Source organism: Sporanaerobacter acetigenes DSM 13106 (assembly GCF_900130025.1).
GTDB classification, from domain to species: domain Bacteria; phylum Bacillota; class Clostridia; order Tissierellales; family Sporanaerobacteraceae; genus Sporanaerobacter; species Sporanaerobacter acetigenes.
On record NZ_FQXR01000013.1, the window covers coordinates 38,612 to 56,344 of the forward strand.

Here is a 17,733-nt window from a genome sequence, read left to right on the forward strand (position 1 = left end):
GCAGTTTGTAAACTAAATTCACAAACTGCTATCCATTTTCCAAACTATTATCTTCCTTGAGTATATCCGTATTTATATCCTGAAGTACCAAATGGAGTAACTCCTAAACCATTAACATATTTATATTTAAATACATTAGATCTTGGATATACTGTTGGTGCCAATACAGATTCATCGTATAACAATATTTTTTCAGCTTCAGTATAATATTCTAAGCGTTTTTCAGCATCCATTTCCTTAGACGCTAAACTTATAAGTTCATCATATCTAGCATTGGACCAACCTGTTTGAATTGCTCCTGAATCAGATTTCAACAAGCTAAGCAATGATATAGGATCATTGAACTCTGCTCCCCAAGCCATATAGCCAATTTGGAATTCACCTTTTTCTACCATGGATGAAAATACTGGCCATTCAACAAATTCTACTTCAAAGTTAATTCCAAGATTTTCATTGTACATTTGTTGTACATATTCTCCATAAGTTCTAAACCATTGATCAGTTGAACCTAGAGTCATCTTCACAGTAAGTTTAGATGTATCCGTATCCATTCCTAGCTCCTCTAGACCTTTAACTAAAAGAGCTTTGGGATCTTTGTTTTCTTCCGCTAATTTCTTTAGTGGTTCTTCAACTAAAGTTCTATACTCATTATCTTCAACTGATATACTTGGAGATACCCAACCATATGCTGGAACATTGATTCCATGGAATATAACATCTGCCAATTCTTCTCTATCTATAGCTAGAGAAAAGGCCTTTCTCACATTGGCATTTTTGAATAACTCATCTTGAGTATTAAAAAACATAAAAAATGTGCTTGGATTAATTACTTCAAGTTGTTCTAAATCCTTATTTCCTTTAAATCTCTCTATCCATTCTGGTTTGCCAACACCTGTTGAATCTATAGAACCATTTGCTAAAGAATTGTAAATAGCATTTTCATCAGAAAGTATTTTAACATTTATATTGTTCAATTTAACTTTATCTGCATCCCAGTAATTTTCATTTTTTGCTAAAACCATTTCACTATTGTGTGCCCAATTTGATATAATGAATGGTCCATTATATACTAAAGTATCAATTTCTGAACCATATTTATCTCCATGTTTTTCTACCATATCTTGCCTTTGTGGCAACATAACTCTTTGATAAGTTAATTGCAAGAAATATGGTGTAGGAGATTCAAGGGTTATCTCAAGAGTTTTGTCATCAAGAGATTTTACCCCTAATTCTTCTACTGGCAATTCTCCACTATTTACTTTTGCCGCATTTTTTATAGGAGCCAATAAATAAGCATATGGTGCAGCTGTATCTGGTTTTAATGTTCTTTTGATGCCATATTCATAATCTTGAGCTCTAACTGGTTCTCCATCAGACCATTTTGCGTCTCTTATTTTGAAAGTCCATACAGTACCATCTTCATTGTGTTCCCAGCCTTCAGCACCTGCTGGAGCTAAAACGTTTTTTAAATCCTTGTCCTCTTCTAATCTAGTAAGTGGTTCAAGTACATTGTTTAAAATTCCATTTGAATAGGAATCCGCACCTTTAGAAGCGTCCAATGTACTAGGTTCAGCACTCATGATAAGATTTAAGTATTGTTCACTGTCAATTTCTTGTTCTACTGCCTGTCCTTCATCTTTTCTACCTTTATCAACGGTTTTAGACTCTTTTCCACAACCCACAAGAGTTGTTAGAAGCAATGCTAACACAACAACTAAAGATATATACTTCTTAGTTTTCATACATAAAACCTCCTAATTTTTTATAAAATTATAAAACTGTAAAACTACGAAAAATAACATCTTAAACCTTGATGCTTAGTCCTCTAACTCCACTTTGTTAGACTTTTAACTATAGATATTATTTATAGTCCATGATTATAGTATAGAAAATCTTCTAATATTAGTCAATAATTTTCTAACTAAACATTAGAAAATTATCTAATACTTATATTTAAATTATTCACTTATGGATTTCTTTGTGCTAGTATATATGTAAAGAATGGGGGTAGATGTTTTGGACTATGAAATAGAATACAACAAAGCCATCGAATTTATAAATGCCATATTTAAATATTCAAGTAGCAAGCAACAACAATCTGTGTGGAATAGTAAGACTTTGCAAAATGACCCAGCAAAAGGGCTTCTGGATTTTTCTCCTAGCAAAGAAGTAAAAAGTTGGCTTAAATATGTGGATGTTCATATTTCACCTTTTTTAAGAAATGACATCGTTTTTATAGCAGGAAAAACTATCAATTTGTTAGATGTTTGCTTTGAATTAATCATAAAAAGCGATCTAAAAGAACCCTGTGAATTAATTGAAACATTGAAAAAATTAAATAGTTCAACCCTTGTTGAACTGATCTATGAAAAATATGATTCCAATGTAAGTATAGAAAGTGATGATAGGATAATAAAAAATGCTCTAACCGAGATTTCCGATGAGGAAATGTCTTCTATTTTCATACAAGTAAAAAATCATTCCGAAGAATACAAGGCAAAAGTAATAAAAATATTTGAAGAATTTTATAAATTGTATTACAAACCTTTTGAAGATAAAGTATATGTTTTTATGGAAGAAAGATGCAAAAAACACAACAAGATATTTAAAAAAGATCCTGTAAATTTTTTAAATACTATTGGATTAGGAGATTATTCAAAGTTAATAATCGAAAAAAAGAAATTTAGGATTTTGGTTAGCTTTTATATTGACTTAGGAGTATTTCATTTCAATGTTGATAACAATTTTATTATGCTATTTGGACATACTGTAGAACATAGATTTGACAACAAGCTTACTCGTGAAAAATGTAAAGCTTTATTTAAAGCTCTTTCTGATGAAACAAGATTAGATATAATAAAAATCACCAGTCAACGTCCTTGGTATAATAAAGAGTTGGCAGATTACTTTGATTTATCTACAGCTACTTTATCCTATCATTTGAATTTACTACTTGATCTAGGAATACTTAATTTCGAGCCTAGCGTCAACAATAGATATTATTACACAACAGATAAGGAAAATTTAAAAGCATTGTTCGATATGGCTTTAAATGAAATAATTGAGTAAATATAAAAGGGAATCCCTTTAAGATTCCCTTTATTCCATCAATTCATAGTGACTATTCATGATTGGATATTTCAAAGTATCTAATACTCTTTCTAAAAGCACTCCCTCTCTTTCAGAATATCCAAATCCATAGCTTGCTCTGATTGCACTTGTAATGAATTGAGCCGCTCTATCCAAAGCCATAGGCAAGCTATCTCCTGTGAGTAAGCTCCCAACTAATACTGATGTAAATGCATCTCCTGTACCTGGATATTTGACAGGAATATACTTACAGCTCACTTTCCAAAACTTATTATTTGTATTATCATAAGCTATAACATCAGTATTGTTTTCTTTATACTCATCTGGAACAGATGTTATAACAACTATCTCTGGTCCCATGTCTGACAATTCAACCAACCATTCTTTTATTTCATCTTCTCTAACACTACTCACATTAGACTTACCCAACAAATATGCCGCTTCTGTGAAATTGGGAGTTATAATATCTGCTTTTTTTATCAACTGTCTCATCTTTTCTACCATATTCATATCCATGGTTGTATATAAATCTCCATTATCCCCCATGACAGGATCTACTACCATTAGATTGGAAGGACTTTTAAAACTTTCAATAAACTTAAATATTGTATCTATTTGTCTTGGTGAACCTAAAAACCCACTGTATATGCAATCAAAATCTATATTTTCTCTCTTCCAATGATTCATATAGCTTTCCATATGATCAGTTAAATCTACAAATGTAAAATCTTCAAATCCATCAGTTTGAGTAGATAATATTGCCGTTGGAAAAGGGCATACTTGAATACCCATTGTTGAAAGTATAGGCATTATTGTAGTTAAAGATGCTCTGCCAAATCCAGACAAATCATGAATAGCAGCAACTCTTTTCACTGGACTTTTCATTAAAAATTCATCCCCTTAGTAAAAATAGCTCTTTTATTTAATTATAATACATTTTATATTATATCCATAGCCTTTGATCTAAATATAACTTAAAACCAGTAGAAATATTTCTACTGGTTTTTTAAGGTAAATCTTTATAGCAAAGATACCAATCTACACAACATAGACCTTCTTCGCCTTCTACTCTTCTTAAAAGTTCTTCATATGTTTGTGGCGCAGGTACAACAACTGGTTGACCAGGATACCAATTAGCTGGTGTTGCAACTTTTGCCATATCGGAGGTCTGCAGAGCAATTAAAAGTCGAAGCATTTCATTGGTATTTCTGCCATTAGTCAATGGATAGATGAGTATCGCCCTAATTATTTGGTTCGGGTCTATAAAAAATACATTTCTTACTGTTGTTGTAGACCCAGTAACGGGAGAAAACATACCATACATTCTTGATATACTGCCATCTCTATCTGAAATTATTGGAAAAGGTATTTGAACTCCTGTATTTTGATAGATATTATAAACCCATGCCAAGTGAGAAGAATTGCTATCTATACTAAGTCCCAAGAGTACAGCATTCCTGTCCATAAAACAATTATATTGCTTTGCCAAAGCAATAAATTCAGTAGTTCAGACAGGAGTAAAATCCCCCGGATGAGAAAACAAAACTACCCATTTGCCTTTAAAGTCTGAAAGTTTTATTGGTCCAAAGGTTGTTTGGGCTGAAAAGTCAGGAGCTTTCATCCCTATCTTTAAACAATTATCTCCATTCATTAAATTCACCACCATAAAATATTTTATAATCTATCACTATATAATATGTTTGTCATCATCGGGCGGTGAAATATTGATGTTTACTCTCTCCTTAACTGTTCTACCCTATCCTTGATATTGTATGGAACCAAGGTTTTTTGTGCATAGGTAAGACCATCGTATTCACTGATTATTTCCGTTACCTCGAATATATCATCCTCTGCAACCTCATCAACTTTATTGCTTAATTGCAAAGCCTTGTACAAATCCTCTTGTGATGGTACTGCTGTTTTATATAAATCGTTTAAATAATCTCTTACAATTGAAATACCATAGTCTCTATTTGGAGCCCAAAGTCCTCCTAAGTCTTCTACATACTGTATTGTTCCTGCCCATTTTACCGTATTAGTTTTGTACCATCTAGGATGAGGTTCTCCTATTGGAGCAACTCCACAGTAAATACCCATATGGTTGAAATGTCCTCTCACGCCGTCCTCTGGTGTAAGAAAAATTTCATGATCTTCAGTTCTATCGCCTATTGGGTTGAGTATTTTTATTCCAGCCCAATTATTCATCTCTGGTCTCACTGCCCCAGTATATTTCCCAAAATTAGTTTCTTTGGCTGCTTGTATATATAATATTTCTGGATTCATTCCAGTCAACTCTCCATATTGCCAATAGATAGGAGCTGCATCTACAAATCTCTTATGAGCACCTTTTTTTATAGCCCATGCTTGTCCCTGTTCTACAGTTGCTTTAGTTCTTGACTTGATTGGAATCTTTAAGGATTGAATTTTTCCTTCAACCTTTAAGAGTTTATCAATATCTCCTTGAGGCACATTAACTTTTTCCACATCTGATAAACCGTCAAATAACTTTCTTGCATTTTCAGTCTTTGTTTTAGTTTCTACTGTAATTTCATTGATTTCACTTAGATTTGGTAGTTCTTTAATCAGTTTTATAAATTCTTCATCTTTTGAAATTTGTTTTACTGGTTCAACATAATACCACTCAATATTTGTATTATCTTCTGGTTTAATTTCTGGAGTTTGTATCATATTTTTACTGATATTGGCAAGTATTTTTGCACTTTCTGCTCTTGTTATCTGTTTTTTAGGGCCAAATGTTCCATCTGGATATCCTGTCATATAACCCACATTTTTTATAGCTCCAACATAGCCAAGTGATAAATTATCTATCTCTGAATGGTCCAAAAAATACGATGCAGAAAATATATCTTCCTCTAATCCACAGGTAATTCCTACAATTCTAGCTACCTCTTCACGCGTAATATATGTATTAGGCAAAATATTTTGACCTTCTTTTTCTAGAATATATCCAGCCTTAACTCCTTTGGCTACTTCATCATAGAACCAATTGCCTTTATTTACATCTAAAAAATTTATTTCTGCAGTTTCCGAATATCCCATTATTCCATTGATGATTTTATAAAATTCCGCTTTTTTTATATAATTGTTCGGTTTAAAAGTTCCATCTGGATAACCTTTCATGATATCTTTTTGACTTAAATATAGTATGTCCGCTTTTGCCCAATGATTCACTATATCTGAAGCACCTGCAAAAGAAGTAGTACCATTAGAAAATATCATCAATGACATAAACAGAATAGATAGTATTTTCTTCGTCCTATTTTTCATCAGTTTATTCCCCCATTCGATTTTTGCATTAATATATTTAGATTTTATATCAATTTAAAATAAATTACTATCTAAATGCCTATATTGTCATAATCTTTTAATATATTATTTTCTCCCTATGCTCTTTAGCTCTTCTTCTGTTAAATACCTCCATTTCCCTATTGACAAATCCTTTAGCCTTATATTCATGATTCGAATTCGTTTTAAACTTATGACCTTATAGCCGAGTTGACTGCACATTCTTCGAATTTGCCGATTTAATCCTTGAGACAAAATGATTTTAAAAGTTCGGTCATTTATCTTAAATACTTTGCAACTCTTTGTGATTGTGTATTCATTTTTAACTGGATTGTAAACTTTAACTCCTCTAGACATATTTCTCATAAATGAAGAAGTAATTTTTTTATTAACCGTCACAATATATTCTTTTTCATGATTATTTTCTTCTCTTAAAATTTCATTTACAACACTGCCATCACTTGTAAGAAGAATCAAACCTTCTGAATCCTTGTCGAGTCTTCCGATTGGGAAAATTCTTTCAGGATAATTTACAAAATCTATGATATTTCCCTTCACATGTCTTTCAGTTGTACAAATGATACCCACTGGTTTGTTCAGAGCAATATATACATAGTCTTTCTTTTCCTCTAACAGTTTCCCATTCACTTCAACTTTATCATCTGGTTTCACTATATATCCAAGCTCTGCAATTTGGCCATTAACGTTCACCTTTTTTTGCTTAATTAATTCATCAGCTTCTCTCCTAGAACAAAGCCCCGTTGAACTAATAAAATTGTTCAGTCTCATACTATCTCCTTTCCAATAAATCAACAAATTTTTCTGAAGCAGGAGAAAGAGATACACTTTTCAAAGAACAAACTCCTATACTTCTCTTTGGTATCTCTTCAATTGTTTGCACTTCATACAATACTCCCGCTTGTAGATATTCTTGTGAAAATTCTCGTATGACACATGATACGCCTAAATTAATTTTTGCAAATTCTAACAACAATTCATGAGAACCAAGTTCAATTTCTGGTTTAATTCTAATACCTTTAGATAAAATATATTTTTCTACATATTGTCTTGAATTTGACTTAGGTTCAAGTAGTATAAGTGGAAATTTTGCTATCTCCTCCAGTGTCAAAGGTGTAGATAAATTTTTCTTATATTTTTCCCCATATACAAAGACATCATGAATTTCTATCAATTCTTTTACTTCTAAAGAAGAATCCTTAATAGGTAAATTGCATATTGCAATATCAACTTCTCCAGATTTTAAAAGTGTACAAAGTTCGAGCGTTGTACGATTCACGACTTTTAGCTTAATATTTGGATATCCATTGTGAAACTTTTCCAAATAAGGTAACAAAAAATAGCGTGAAATAGTATCTCCAACACCTATTTTCAATTCACCCACCATTAAATTTTTAGATTCCTGTACCTTTTTTTCTCCTACACTTATTAAGTTCATAGCTGAATTTGCATATTCAAACAATATTTGACCTTCATTTGTAAGTATAACACCCTTAGGAGTTCTGGTGAAAAGCCGCATTCCAAGTTCTTCTTCAAGTTGCATGATTGCCTGACTGACAGCTGGTTGAGTCATAAAAAGCACTTTTGCAGCTTTTGAAAAACTTTCACATTTGGCTACCTCACAAAAAATTTTATATAAATCCAATCTAACAGACATATAAGCACTCCTTATATTTAGCATTCTTCTAATTTATTTTACTTATATCATAAGATATTATATATTTCAAGCAATATTACATATGTCCCCCAAAATAATCAAAATATAAATTCATGAATAAATTTTTTCAAATCTACTAAATACTATGCTTATATAATATAAAAACAAGGAGGTTTTTTTCATGACAAGATTTACATTACCTAGGGATTTATATTTTGGAAGTGGTGCTTTAAATGAATTAAAAAATCTTAAAGATCATAAAAAAGCCATTGTTGTTTCTGGCGGTTCTTCTATGGAAAAATTCGGATTCTTATCTAAAGTCGAAAATATATTAAAAAAAAATAGATTAGAAGTAATGTTTTTTAAAGGTATAGAACCAGATCCTTCTGTAGATACAGTCATGAAAGGTGCTGAAAAATTTAAAGAATTTGAACCTGATGTCATAATTGCCATAGGTGGAGGCTCAACTATAGATGCAGCTAAAGCCATGTGGGTATTTTATGAACATCCAGAAAAGACTTTTGATGATATAAAGGATCCTTTTACTATTCCAAAACTTAGAAATAAAGCGATCTTTGTAGCTATTCCATCAACCAGCGGTACAGCTACTGAAGTTACAGCCTTTTCTGTCATTACTGACTATTCCACAAAAATAAAGTATCCTCTTGCAGACTTTGAAATAACTCCTGATATCGCTATATTGGATACTGACATTCCTCAGACCATGACTCCTAAATTAGTGGCATTCACTGGTATGGATGCACTCACTCACGCTATAGAAGCCTATGTAGCCTCTAACAGATCAAACTTCTCCGATCCATTGGCTAGGGAAGCTATTCTAATGATCTATGACAATATTGTAGATTCTTACAATGGAAACGTAGAGGCAAGAGGAGAAATGCATATTGCTCAATGTTTAGCAGGCATGGCTTTTAGCAACGCACTTTTAGGTATCACTCACAGTTTAGCTCACAAAATAGGAGCTCAATATAATATACCTCATGGAGGATGCAATGCTATATTGCTACCCTATGTAATACAATTTAATTCAAAAATTTCATCAAATCGTTATGCAGATTTAGCATATATGTTGGGATTGCAGGGAAAATCAGAAAAACAATTAACACATTCACTAGTAGAATCCATAAACTACTTAAATACAAATTTAAATATTCCATCTACATTAAAAGAAATGGGTGTAAAAGAAGAAATATTTAAAACTACATTGGACTATATATCTGAAAATGCAGTATTAGACCCATGTACATCTTCAAATCCCAGAAAAACATCAAAAGAAGAAATGAAAAAAATATTGGAGTGCGCTTATTATGGAAAACAAGTAACTTTCTAATTCATATATACTTAGCGCTTCCATAAAAATAGCTAGTAGATATTGATATCTACTAGCTATTTTTATTATTCCAAAGTTTCTACTTTCATTAAAATTTAAGCTTTTTTAGAGCATCTGCAAGATCTGTATTTATTGCTTCATTTTTAAATTTATTTTGCTCTTTTAAGTACTTTGATACTTCTTTTTTAGAAACTGAATTTTTCTCTTTTTTTCTCCTCTCATTGAAAGAAGATAGTTTTTCTCTATATCCACAGCTACATACAAATATTTGTCCTTCTCCTTCTCCACGCAATTCTAGCTTTTTATGACAATTAGGACATCTGGCATTAGTCACTTTAGATATATTTTTTCTATAACCACATTCTCTATCTTGACAAACAAGCATCTTGCCTTTTTTCCCTTTCACTTCAAGCATATACTTTCCGCATTGTGGACATTTAACCCTTGATATATTGTCATGTCTAAAAGTTTCATCGCTATTTTTTATTTCATTTGTAATATCTTTTGAATAAATTTCCATTTCTTCTATGAAAGTATTCTTTCTGAGTTTCCCTTTTGCAATAGCTTCCAATTTTTGCTCCCATTCTGCTGTTAAAGCTGGAGACTTCAAGTCTTCAGGAACCAACCCAAGAAGTTGCTTTCCCTTTCCAGTAATATAAATATCCTTCCCTCTCTTTTCAATTAAGAAGTTGTTAAACAATTTTTCAATAATGTCTGCTCTTGTAGCTACTGTACCAATTCCTCCAGTTTCTCCAATTATTTTAATCAAATCTTTGCTTTCATTTGCCATGTATTTTGATGGGTTCTCCATAGCAGACAAAAGTGTTCCTTCAGTGAATGGTGCTGGCGGTTTGGTATGTCCCTTAGTCTTTATAATAGAATTCACCTTCAAAACATCGCCTTTATTTATATTAGGTAAAAGTTGTTCCGGTGTATCTTCTTGAACATCATCATCCTCATAATTGTTCGCGTATACTTCTTTCCACCCTTGAGCTAATACTCTTTTCCCTTTTGCGAAAAAATTCTCATCTCCGATTTTAGCCTTAATAGTTGTTTGCTCAAATTCAAAAGGAGGATATAGTACTGCCATAAAACGCTTCACAACTAAATCATATATTTTTCTTTCCCTTTCATTCAATTTACTGAGCGGTACTCTCTCTTCTGTTGGTATGATAGCATGATGATCTGATACCTTGCTGTCATCAACAAAAGACTTATTTGCAACAATAGGTTTCTTTAAAATCCTTGAAGCCATTGACTGATATGGTCCAATTCCACAAGCTTTAATTCTTTCACCTAAAGTATCCACTATGTCTGAAGTTAAATATCTAGAATCTGTCCTTGGATATGTGAGTATTTTATGAGTTTCATAGAGCCTTTGCATTACAGACAAAGTTTCTTTTGCAGAATATCCAAAAATTTTATTCGCATCTCTCTGAAGCTCTGTCAAATCATACAATCTAGGAGAATAACTTTTTTTATAAGTTTTCTCTACATCATAAACCTGTGCATCTTTTTTCTCAATTGAAGCAAGTATTTTATCACATTTTTTCTCATCAAATGTTCTTATATCTTTTGTGTGGTTATCTTGCCATACTAATTTTAAATCCTTAGTCGTAGCAACAATACCATAAAACTCTTTTTCTTTAAAGTTCTTAATTTCCTCTTCTCTTTTGGCAACCATGAAAAGAGTGGGCGTTTGAACTCTACCACAAGAAAGTTGAGCATTGTACTTGCAAGTCAAAGCACGAGTAGCATTTATCCCTACAATCCAATCTGCCTCAGCTCGAGCTACAGCTGATGCATAAAGATTTTCATATTCTTTCCCATCTCTCAGTTTGTTAAATCCATCTCTAATAGCTTTGTCTGTAACAGAAGAAATCCAAAGTCTTTTGATAGGTTTCCTTATATTAGCTTTTTCAATGATCCACCTTGCAACAAGTTCCCCTTCTCTACCTGCATCAGTTGCAATAACAATTTGTGATACATCTTTCCTGTTCATTTGCTCTTTAACAATATAAAACTGCTTTTGGGTTTGTTTAATGACGACTAATTTCATATGAGATGGAAGTATTGGCAAATCTTCAATTCTCCATGATTTATAACTTTTGTTGTATTCTTCAGGGTCTGCAAGTGTGACTAAATGACCCAATGCCCAAGTAACAATATATTTATCTCCTTCTAGGTATCCATTACCTTTTTTGTTGCATTTCAATACTCTGGCTATATCTCTCCCAACAGATGGCTTTTCCGCTAATACTAATATTTTATTCATTTCTTCATCCTTTCAAATATCTATATTTATTTTTTAATTTTTTTGTTCCTCTATCTTTTCAACCAATTCATTCAAATAAACCCATCTTTCCATCTTTTTATCTAATTCAGAATTTAAATTGTCCTTTTCTTCAAGCAACTCTTGTAAAAGTAAATAGTCCGTAGAAGCTCCTTCTATTTTTTCATCAATTTCACGAATTTTATCTTCAAGTTCTAAAATGATTCCATCTATTTCCTCGTACTCTCTCTGTTCTTTATAGGATAATTTTAAAGGCTTGTTCTCCGCCTTTAGTTTTTCTTTTTTAGGAACTTTTTTAGTCTCCTTGTTGATTTCTTGTTTCTTGTCCTTAACATTTTGTTTGAGACTCCAGTAGTTTCCTGTGTATTGAACTATTTTCCCATCTCCTTCAAACACAAAAATTTTATCTACTACTTTATCTAGAAAATATCTATCATGAGAAACTACAACAACTGCTCCTGAAAATTCTTCAAGATAATCCTCTAAAATAGTGAGGGTTTCTATATCCAAATCATTCGTTGGCTCATCTAGCAACAATACATTTGGCGCTTCCATGAGAACTCTAAGCAAATGGAGTCTTCTTTTTTCTCCTCCAGATAGTTTTCCTATTAGAGTCCATTGTACTGCCGGTGGAAACAAGAATTTCTCCAACATTTGAGAAGCACTGATTTTAGCCCCATCTGATGTTGTTATATAATCTGAACCTTCCTTGACATAATCTATAACTCTCATATTGTCATCTATATGATAAGTTTCTTGGGAATACAATCCTATCTTTACCGTATCCCCCACATCTACTTTTCCCATATCAGGATCAAGTTTCTTTGCCATAATATTTATAAGGGTAGACTTACCGCCACCATTTGGCCCTAATATTCCAATCCTGTCATTTTTCAATAAAATATAATCAAAATCATCTATTACTTTTTTATCATCAAAAGATTTACTTATATGATCAATTTCTATTACTTTTTTGCCAAGCCGTCTACTTCCTACTGATATTTCAAGCTTTTCATCAGGTAAATCCCCTACTTTTTCATTTAGTTCATTAAAACGCCCTATTCTAGCTTTTTGCTTTGTAGAACGGGCCTTTGCACCTTGTTTCATCCAAGCTAACTCTTTTCTGAGTAAACTTTGTCTTTTTTTCTCACTGGCAACTTTCATCTCTTCTCTTTCCAGCTTCTTCTCAAGATAATTGTTATAATTTCCTTCATAGGAATAAAGATTGCCATTATCAAGCTCAATAATTTTGTTAACTACCATATCCAAAAAATATCTATCATGAGTTATCATGAGTAGTGCACCTTTCCTTTTGCCAAGGTATTCCTCTAGCCATTCTATTGTATCATTGTCAAGATGATTTGTTGGCTCGTCCAGTATAAGTAACTCTGACGGATTTATCAAAGCACTGGCCAGTGCAATTCTCTTTTTTTGTCCTCCTGATAAACATTCTACTTTCGCCTTAAAATCTGATATACCAAGCTTTGTCAATACAGCTTTTGCCTCATTTTCTAAATTCCAAAGATTCATTGCATCCATTTCATTGGTAAGCTTAAGTAGTTCTTCACTTGATGTATTGGTACTACTTATAGCCTCATGATATTGCCTAATCAATATCATGTTTTTAGAATTACCTTTAAAAACTTGTTCTTCTACAGTAGCATTGGGATCAAAAGAAATTTTTTGAGGAAGATATTCTATTCTAACCGAACTCCCTTTGACAACTGCGCCTTCATCTGCTTCTTCCATCCCTGCAATTATCTTCAAAAGCGTAGTTTTACCAGTACCATTTATACCTATGAGACCAATTTTATCTCCCTCATTTATCCCTAAATTTATATTTTTAAACAATTGTTTCTCATTATAGCTTTTTGAAATGTTTTCTACATTTAATAAATTCATGTTTTTCCCCTTCTATAATCTTTCTTTAATTACAACAAATATTATAACACATTAGCATATTTCTTAGCATTAACTGGTTTTTAATGTCCCTATCCATTTATACATTTTTTCACTAATATATGGCTATTATAACTTATATAAATAACAGTTTTATTATATAATCGTTGCAAATAAATTGGTATAAGTGCAGCTTATATTAAGTATTATATCTATTTATTTTACTTATACCCTGAAATAGCATATATTATAATTGAAAGATGATTCTTGAGTTTAAAATAAAACTTTAAGGAGTGATTTAAATGGAAAGAATGGTTGGAACTGTTGCTAGGGGGCTTCGTGCTCCAATTGTAAAAAAAGGAGATAATATAGTCGATGTAGTTGTAGATACTGTATTGAAAGCTTCAGAAGCAGAAAATTTTTCTATAGATGATAAGGACATAGTTGCTGTAACTGAATCTGTAGTTGCTCGTACTCAGGGAAACTATGCAAATATAGATGATATTGCAAAAGATATACATGAAAAATTTGGTGAAGATTCTATTGGCATTATATTTCCTATTTTAAGTCGTAACCGTTTTGCCATTTGTCTTCGTGGAATTGCAAAAGGAACTAAAAAAATCGTATTAATGCTTAGCTATCCATCTGATGAAGTAGGAAATCATTTAGTTGATATGGATTCACTTGATAAAAGAGGAGTAAACCCTTGGACAGATGTCTTAACAGAAAGCCAATTTCGAGAACTTTTTGGATACAATAAACATCCCTTTACTGGTGTAGACTATATTGAATATTATAAATCTCTAATCGAAGAACATGGAACCGAATGCCAAATTGTCTTCTCAAACAATCCAAAGACTATTTTAAATTACACAAAAAATGTTCTTACCTGTGATATCCATTCAAGATTTAGAACCAAAAGAATATTAAAAGAGAACGGTGGAGAAAAAATTTATAGCCTTGATGAAATCCTAACGACATCTATTGATGGAAGTGGATATAATGAAAAATATGGACTTTTAGGTTCAAATAAAGCAACAGAAGAAAGTATCAAACTTTTCCCAAGAGATTGCCAACCTATTGTAGATAATATTCAAGCTATCCTTAAAGAAAAAACAGGAAAAAATGTTGAAGTTATGATTTATGGTGATGGTGCATTTAAAGACCCTGTAGGAAAGATTTGGGAACTAGCTGATCCTATTGTATCCCCTGCTTATACAGTTGGTTTGGAAGGAACTCCTAATGAAATAAAGATAAAATATCTTGCAGATAACAATTTTCCTAATTTAAAGGGCGAAGAACTTAAACGTGCTATCTCCCAATATATTGAAAACAAAGAATCAAATTTAGTAGGCAATATGGAATCTCAAGGAACTACTCCTAGAAGGCTTACTGACCTTATAGGTTCTCTTTGTGATTTAACTTCAGGAAGTGGAGATAAAGGTACACCTATTGTATATATCAAGGGCTATTTTGACAATTATACAAAATAAATTAGGGCGACTAAAAATCGCCCTAATTTATTTTTCCTTTAAACTATTTTGCTATAGGATATATTACTTTCATAGTAAAATATTCAACCCAATCAGTTGAAACTACTATCTTATATTTTCCAATTGCTGAAGCATCATAGGAAATTGAATTGGTCCCTTTGGCAACCATATTTCCAGATGAATCATATAGTTTCATAGATAAATCTGATCCAAAGTACATATCTGACAATTCAACTGTTATTTTACCAGTTGCAGTAACATCAATATCTTTTTCATATGAACCCCACCAAGAAGCAGAGCCAGAATAAGTTTCTGTAACATATTCAGTTCCTGGTTCCTCAACTTCATTTTCGACAACAACTGATATTTCTTCAGATATTCCTACATTTCCTGCTGCATCATATGCTTTCACTTGAATTTTATGAGTACCATTTGATACTTTTGTTGTATCCCAATTCATACTATATGGAACCCTTGTACTTGTCCCAATATTTTCTCCATCAACATAAAATTCAACTTTAATTATTCCAATATTGTCATTAGCATCTGCAGTTATGGATACATTGCCATTTACAGTTGCTCCGTTTGATGGAGAGGTTATATTACATATTGGTGCTTCTACGTCTCCGCTTGCTGTTCCAAAATCTCCTGATGCAAACAATGCAAATGACTGAGGCCCTTGGGGTACATTATATGCTATTACCTCAACCTTGTAATTTCCTAATTCCGGATTTTCTATAAATATATTTTCAACATTGTTTAAACGATCAATTTCACTATCAAATGGTTTTGTAAAATCATTGCCATAATAAACAACTCCTGATGGAGAAGTTATTTTTAAATCTAAATCATTCACAAGAGCTTTTGAAGCTGAAGTGGACCCTGGATAATCAGTCCAAACAAGAGAAGCCTTTAAAGGAGTTTTATCAGATTTAATTGAATAAGTGTAATTTACAACTTGTCCAGTGGACAAGCTCCTTTCTTGATCACTATATTCATATTGTTTTGATTTCAATGAATCTACAAGATTTATACGTCCCCATCCTTGATCACGACTTGGATATCCATATCCCATATCAGTAGCACCATTTACCACCGCAGCCTTCATCATTGCAGAACTTGGAGTATGGTTCCATTCTTTCATCATATACTCTCTCGCAATTGCAACAGCACCTGCTGTAAGAGGAGTAGCCATTGAAGTTCCACCCATATAGGCATAATAATCATTGTATTCTCCCCAGAAATTACTTGTTGGTGCCTTTGAGGATTTTGTTGAAAGAATCCATGTTCCTGGAGCTACTATATCAGGTTTTACTCTTCCATCCTTGCAAGTACCACGACTAGAAAATGAGGCAATTTCATTTGGATTGTCGCCAAGTTGTCCTTTTTCTGGCCTATAATTTTCTGAAGCACCAACAGTTATACAGTTTTTTGCAGTGCCTGGAGACCCTATTGAATTATATACTGTAGTACCACTAATTTTTGAGTATCCCTCATTTCCTGCTGCAAAAAGTATAATCATATTGTTGTTTCCCCAAAGGTATTCATCAACTTGTCTTGAATTCGTATTATAAACTCCAGAGCCAGAGGCACCCCACGAATTGGTGTGAATTCGTGCACCTTCATTCCATGATTGTCTAAATAAGTCATTTAAATCATTTGGAAGACCGCCAAGACCATTTCGCGAATCCAATACTGATTGAAATACAAGATGTGCTCTAGGAGCCATTCCCTTAATTTGACCATTAGATCTTGAACCATCGCCCAATACTGAACCTGCAACATGAGTTCCATGCCCATGAGGATCATCTGCTGTACTCCTTCCCAATGGGATAATTCTATCTATTCTTCCCTGAAAGTCCCTATGCATACTACTATCATTTTTCCCTGTATCAAGTCCTGTATCAGCAATACCTACGACTTGTCCTTCGCCCGTGTATCCCAAATTCCATATACCTTCTGTACCCATATATTCTTTAGCTACATCATTAAATAATTGAAATTCAGGAACTGGTTCAATAAACTTAACAGAGTTTAAATTTGCGAGTTTCATTATTTCTTCGCTATCTATCAATGCAATTATACTATCTGGATCATTTTCCATTTCTTTTATGTTAAATGATTGTATTTGATTTTCTGCATTAGTATCATCAAATGTAAGAATTCTAACCTTTATTTCTCCCATGTCCTTTATATTACCAAAATCATCTACAAAATCTGGATCTATTTTAAATAAAGGCTCATAAACAATAACATCCTTGACATATGAAATTTTACTTACACTTTCAGCAACTTCAGGAGTCATCATCACTAAAAATGAAAAATCTGGAATATACTCTTCTATTATAGCTCCTGAATTCTCAATTTCTGTTTTCATATAATCATACACTGGTCCATCAAAACTAACTACATAAGGTCCTGTTTCTCCGTTGTCATAAATCTTATTAGTGAGGGTGCTTGAAACACTAGGTTTCGCTTTTGTATTGTTCTCCATTCCTTTTAAATAAATAGTTGGAGAATTAGGATTTTCCTCTGCACTAACTGGCAGTGATGCTGAAAAGATAGAAAGTAAAAGCACAGCTGTCAAAATCAGACTTATATTGCGCTTAAAAAACTTTCTCACATT

General features: G+C 32.5%; 12 protein-coding genes. 3 read left to right on the forward strand and 9 right to left on the reverse strand.

The window, feature by feature from the left end:
• Positions 1-47: 47 nt before the first annotated feature.
• Positions 48-1,742 (reverse strand): peptide ABC transporter substrate-binding protein, encoded by a 1,695-nt coding sequence (locus BUA21_RS11350; RefSeq protein ID WP_072744955.1) that lies wholly within the window; start codon positions 1,740-1,742, stop codon positions 48-50.
• A 274-nt stretch (positions 1,743-2,016) separates the two neighbouring features.
• Here BUA21_RS11350 and BUA21_RS11355 point away from each other — a divergent pair, with 274 nt between their 5' ends.
• The gene (locus BUA21_RS11355) at positions 2,017-3,069 is read left to right on the forward strand and encodes an ArsR family transcriptional regulator (protein WP_072744956.1); all 1,053 of its coding nucleotides are present in this window, start codon (positions 2,017-2,019) and stop codon (positions 3,067-3,069) included.
• A 30-nt stretch (positions 3,070-3,099) separates the two neighbouring features.
• Here BUA21_RS11355 and BUA21_RS11360 read toward each other — a convergent pair whose 3' ends face one another.
• The 5 genes from BUA21_RS11360 to BUA21_RS11380 form a co-directional block, all read right to left on the reverse strand.
• Positions 3,100-3,975, reverse strand: coding sequence for a pyridoxamine kinase (locus BUA21_RS11360; protein ID WP_072744957.1), 876 nt, complete (start codon positions 3,973-3,975; stop codon positions 3,100-3,102).
• A 121-nt stretch (positions 3,976-4,096) separates the two neighbouring features.
• The gene (locus BUA21_RS11365) at positions 4,097-4,756 is read right to left on the reverse strand and encodes a peroxiredoxin (protein ID WP_327198055.1); all 660 of its coding nucleotides are present in this window, start codon (positions 4,754-4,756) and stop codon (positions 4,097-4,099) included.
• 65 nt (positions 4,757-4,821) lie between these two features.
• Positions 4,822-6,378 (reverse strand): S-layer homology domain-containing protein, encoded by a 1,557-nt coding sequence (locus BUA21_RS11370; protein WP_072744958.1) that lies wholly within the window; start codon positions 6,376-6,378, stop codon positions 4,822-4,824.
• Between the two features lie 105 nt (positions 6,379-6,483).
• Positions 6,484-7,185: a pseudouridine synthase gene (locus BUA21_RS11375; RefSeq protein ID WP_072744959.1), complete on the reverse strand. Its 702-nt coding sequence runs from the start codon at positions 7,183-7,185 to the stop codon at positions 6,484-6,486.
• 1 nt (position 7,186) lies between these two features.
• Positions 7,187-8,071: a LysR family transcriptional regulator gene (locus BUA21_RS11380; RefSeq protein ID WP_072744960.1), complete on the reverse strand. Its 885-nt coding sequence runs from the start codon at positions 8,069-8,071 to the stop codon at positions 7,187-7,189.
• A gap of 181 nt (positions 8,072-8,252) precedes the next feature.
• Between BUA21_RS11380 and BUA21_RS11385 the strand changes: the two genes are divergently transcribed.
• Positions 8,253-9,422, forward strand: coding sequence for an iron-containing alcohol dehydrogenase (locus BUA21_RS11385; protein WP_072744961.1), 1,170 nt, complete (start codon positions 8,253-8,255; stop codon positions 9,420-9,422).
• Positions 9,423-9,510: 88 nt separating this feature from the next.
• Here the strand turns inward: BUA21_RS11385 and BUA21_RS11390 are convergent, their stop codons facing one another.
• Together BUA21_RS11390 and BUA21_RS11395 are read right to left on the reverse strand one after the other, a co-directional pair.
• A complete protein-coding gene (locus BUA21_RS11390; protein ID WP_072744962.1) occupies positions 9,511-11,697 on the reverse strand; it encodes a DNA topoisomerase III in 2,187 nt (728 codons plus the stop codon).
• A 33-nt stretch (positions 11,698-11,730) separates the two neighbouring features.
• Positions 11,731-13,617 carry an ABC-F family ATP-binding cassette domain-containing protein gene (locus BUA21_RS11395; RefSeq protein WP_072744963.1) on the reverse strand — a complete coding sequence of 629 codons (1,887 nt, stop codon included), beginning with the start codon at positions 13,615-13,617 and terminating at the stop codon, positions 11,731-11,733.
• A gap of 299 nt (positions 13,618-13,916) precedes the next feature.
• Between BUA21_RS11395 and BUA21_RS11400 the strand changes: the two genes are divergently transcribed.
• Entirely contained in the window at positions 13,917-15,107 is a 1,191-nt protein-coding gene (locus tag BUA21_RS11400) for a coenzyme F420-0:L-glutamate ligase (protein WP_072744964.1), read from the forward strand.
• 43 nt (positions 15,108-15,150) lie between these two features.
• On the opposite strand, the gene BUA21_RS11405 is transcribed toward BUA21_RS11400, so the two are convergent.
• The gene (locus tag BUA21_RS11405) at positions 15,151-17,730 is read right to left on the reverse strand and encodes a S8 family serine peptidase (protein ID WP_072744965.1); all 2,580 of its coding nucleotides are present in this window, start codon (positions 17,728-17,730) and stop codon (positions 15,151-15,153) included.
• Positions 17,731-17,733: the final 3 nt, after the last annotated feature.

Excerpts from the sequence above, each read along its gene's own strand:
- BUA21_RS11350 (WP_072744955.1), bottom strand. The coding sequence starts at position 1,742 with ATGAAAACTAAGAAGTATATATCTTTAGTTGTTGTGTTAGCATTGCTT.
- BUA21_RS11360 (WP_072744957.1), bottom strand. The coding sequence starts at position 3,975 with ATGAAAAGTCCAGTGAAAAGAGTTGCTGCTATTCATGATTTGTCTGGA.
- BUA21_RS11370 (WP_072744958.1), bottom strand. The coding sequence starts at position 6,378 with ATGAAAAATAGGACGAAGAAAATACTATCTATTCTGTTTATGTCATTG.
- BUA21_RS11375 (WP_072744959.1), bottom strand. The coding sequence starts at position 7,185 with ATGAGACTGAACAATTTTATTAGTTCAACGGGGCTTTGTTCTAGGAGA.
- BUA21_RS11380 (WP_072744960.1), bottom strand. The coding sequence starts at position 8,071 with ATGTCTGTTAGATTGGATTTATATAAAATTTTTTGTGAGGTAGCCAAA.
- BUA21_RS11385 (WP_072744961.1), top strand. The coding sequence starts at position 8,253 with ATGACAAGATTTACATTACCTAGGGATTTATATTTTGGAAGTGGTGCT.
- BUA21_RS11390 (WP_072744962.1), bottom strand. The coding sequence starts at position 11,697 with ATGAATAAAATATTAGTATTAGCGGAAAAGCCATCTGTTGGGAGAGAT.
- BUA21_RS11395 (WP_072744963.1), bottom strand. The coding sequence starts at position 13,617 with ATGAATTTATTAAATGTAGAAAACATTTCAAAAAGCTATAATGAGAAA.
- BUA21_RS11400 (WP_072744964.1), top strand. The coding sequence starts at position 13,917 with ATGGAAAGAATGGTTGGAACTGTTGCTAGGGGGCTTCGTGCTCCAATT.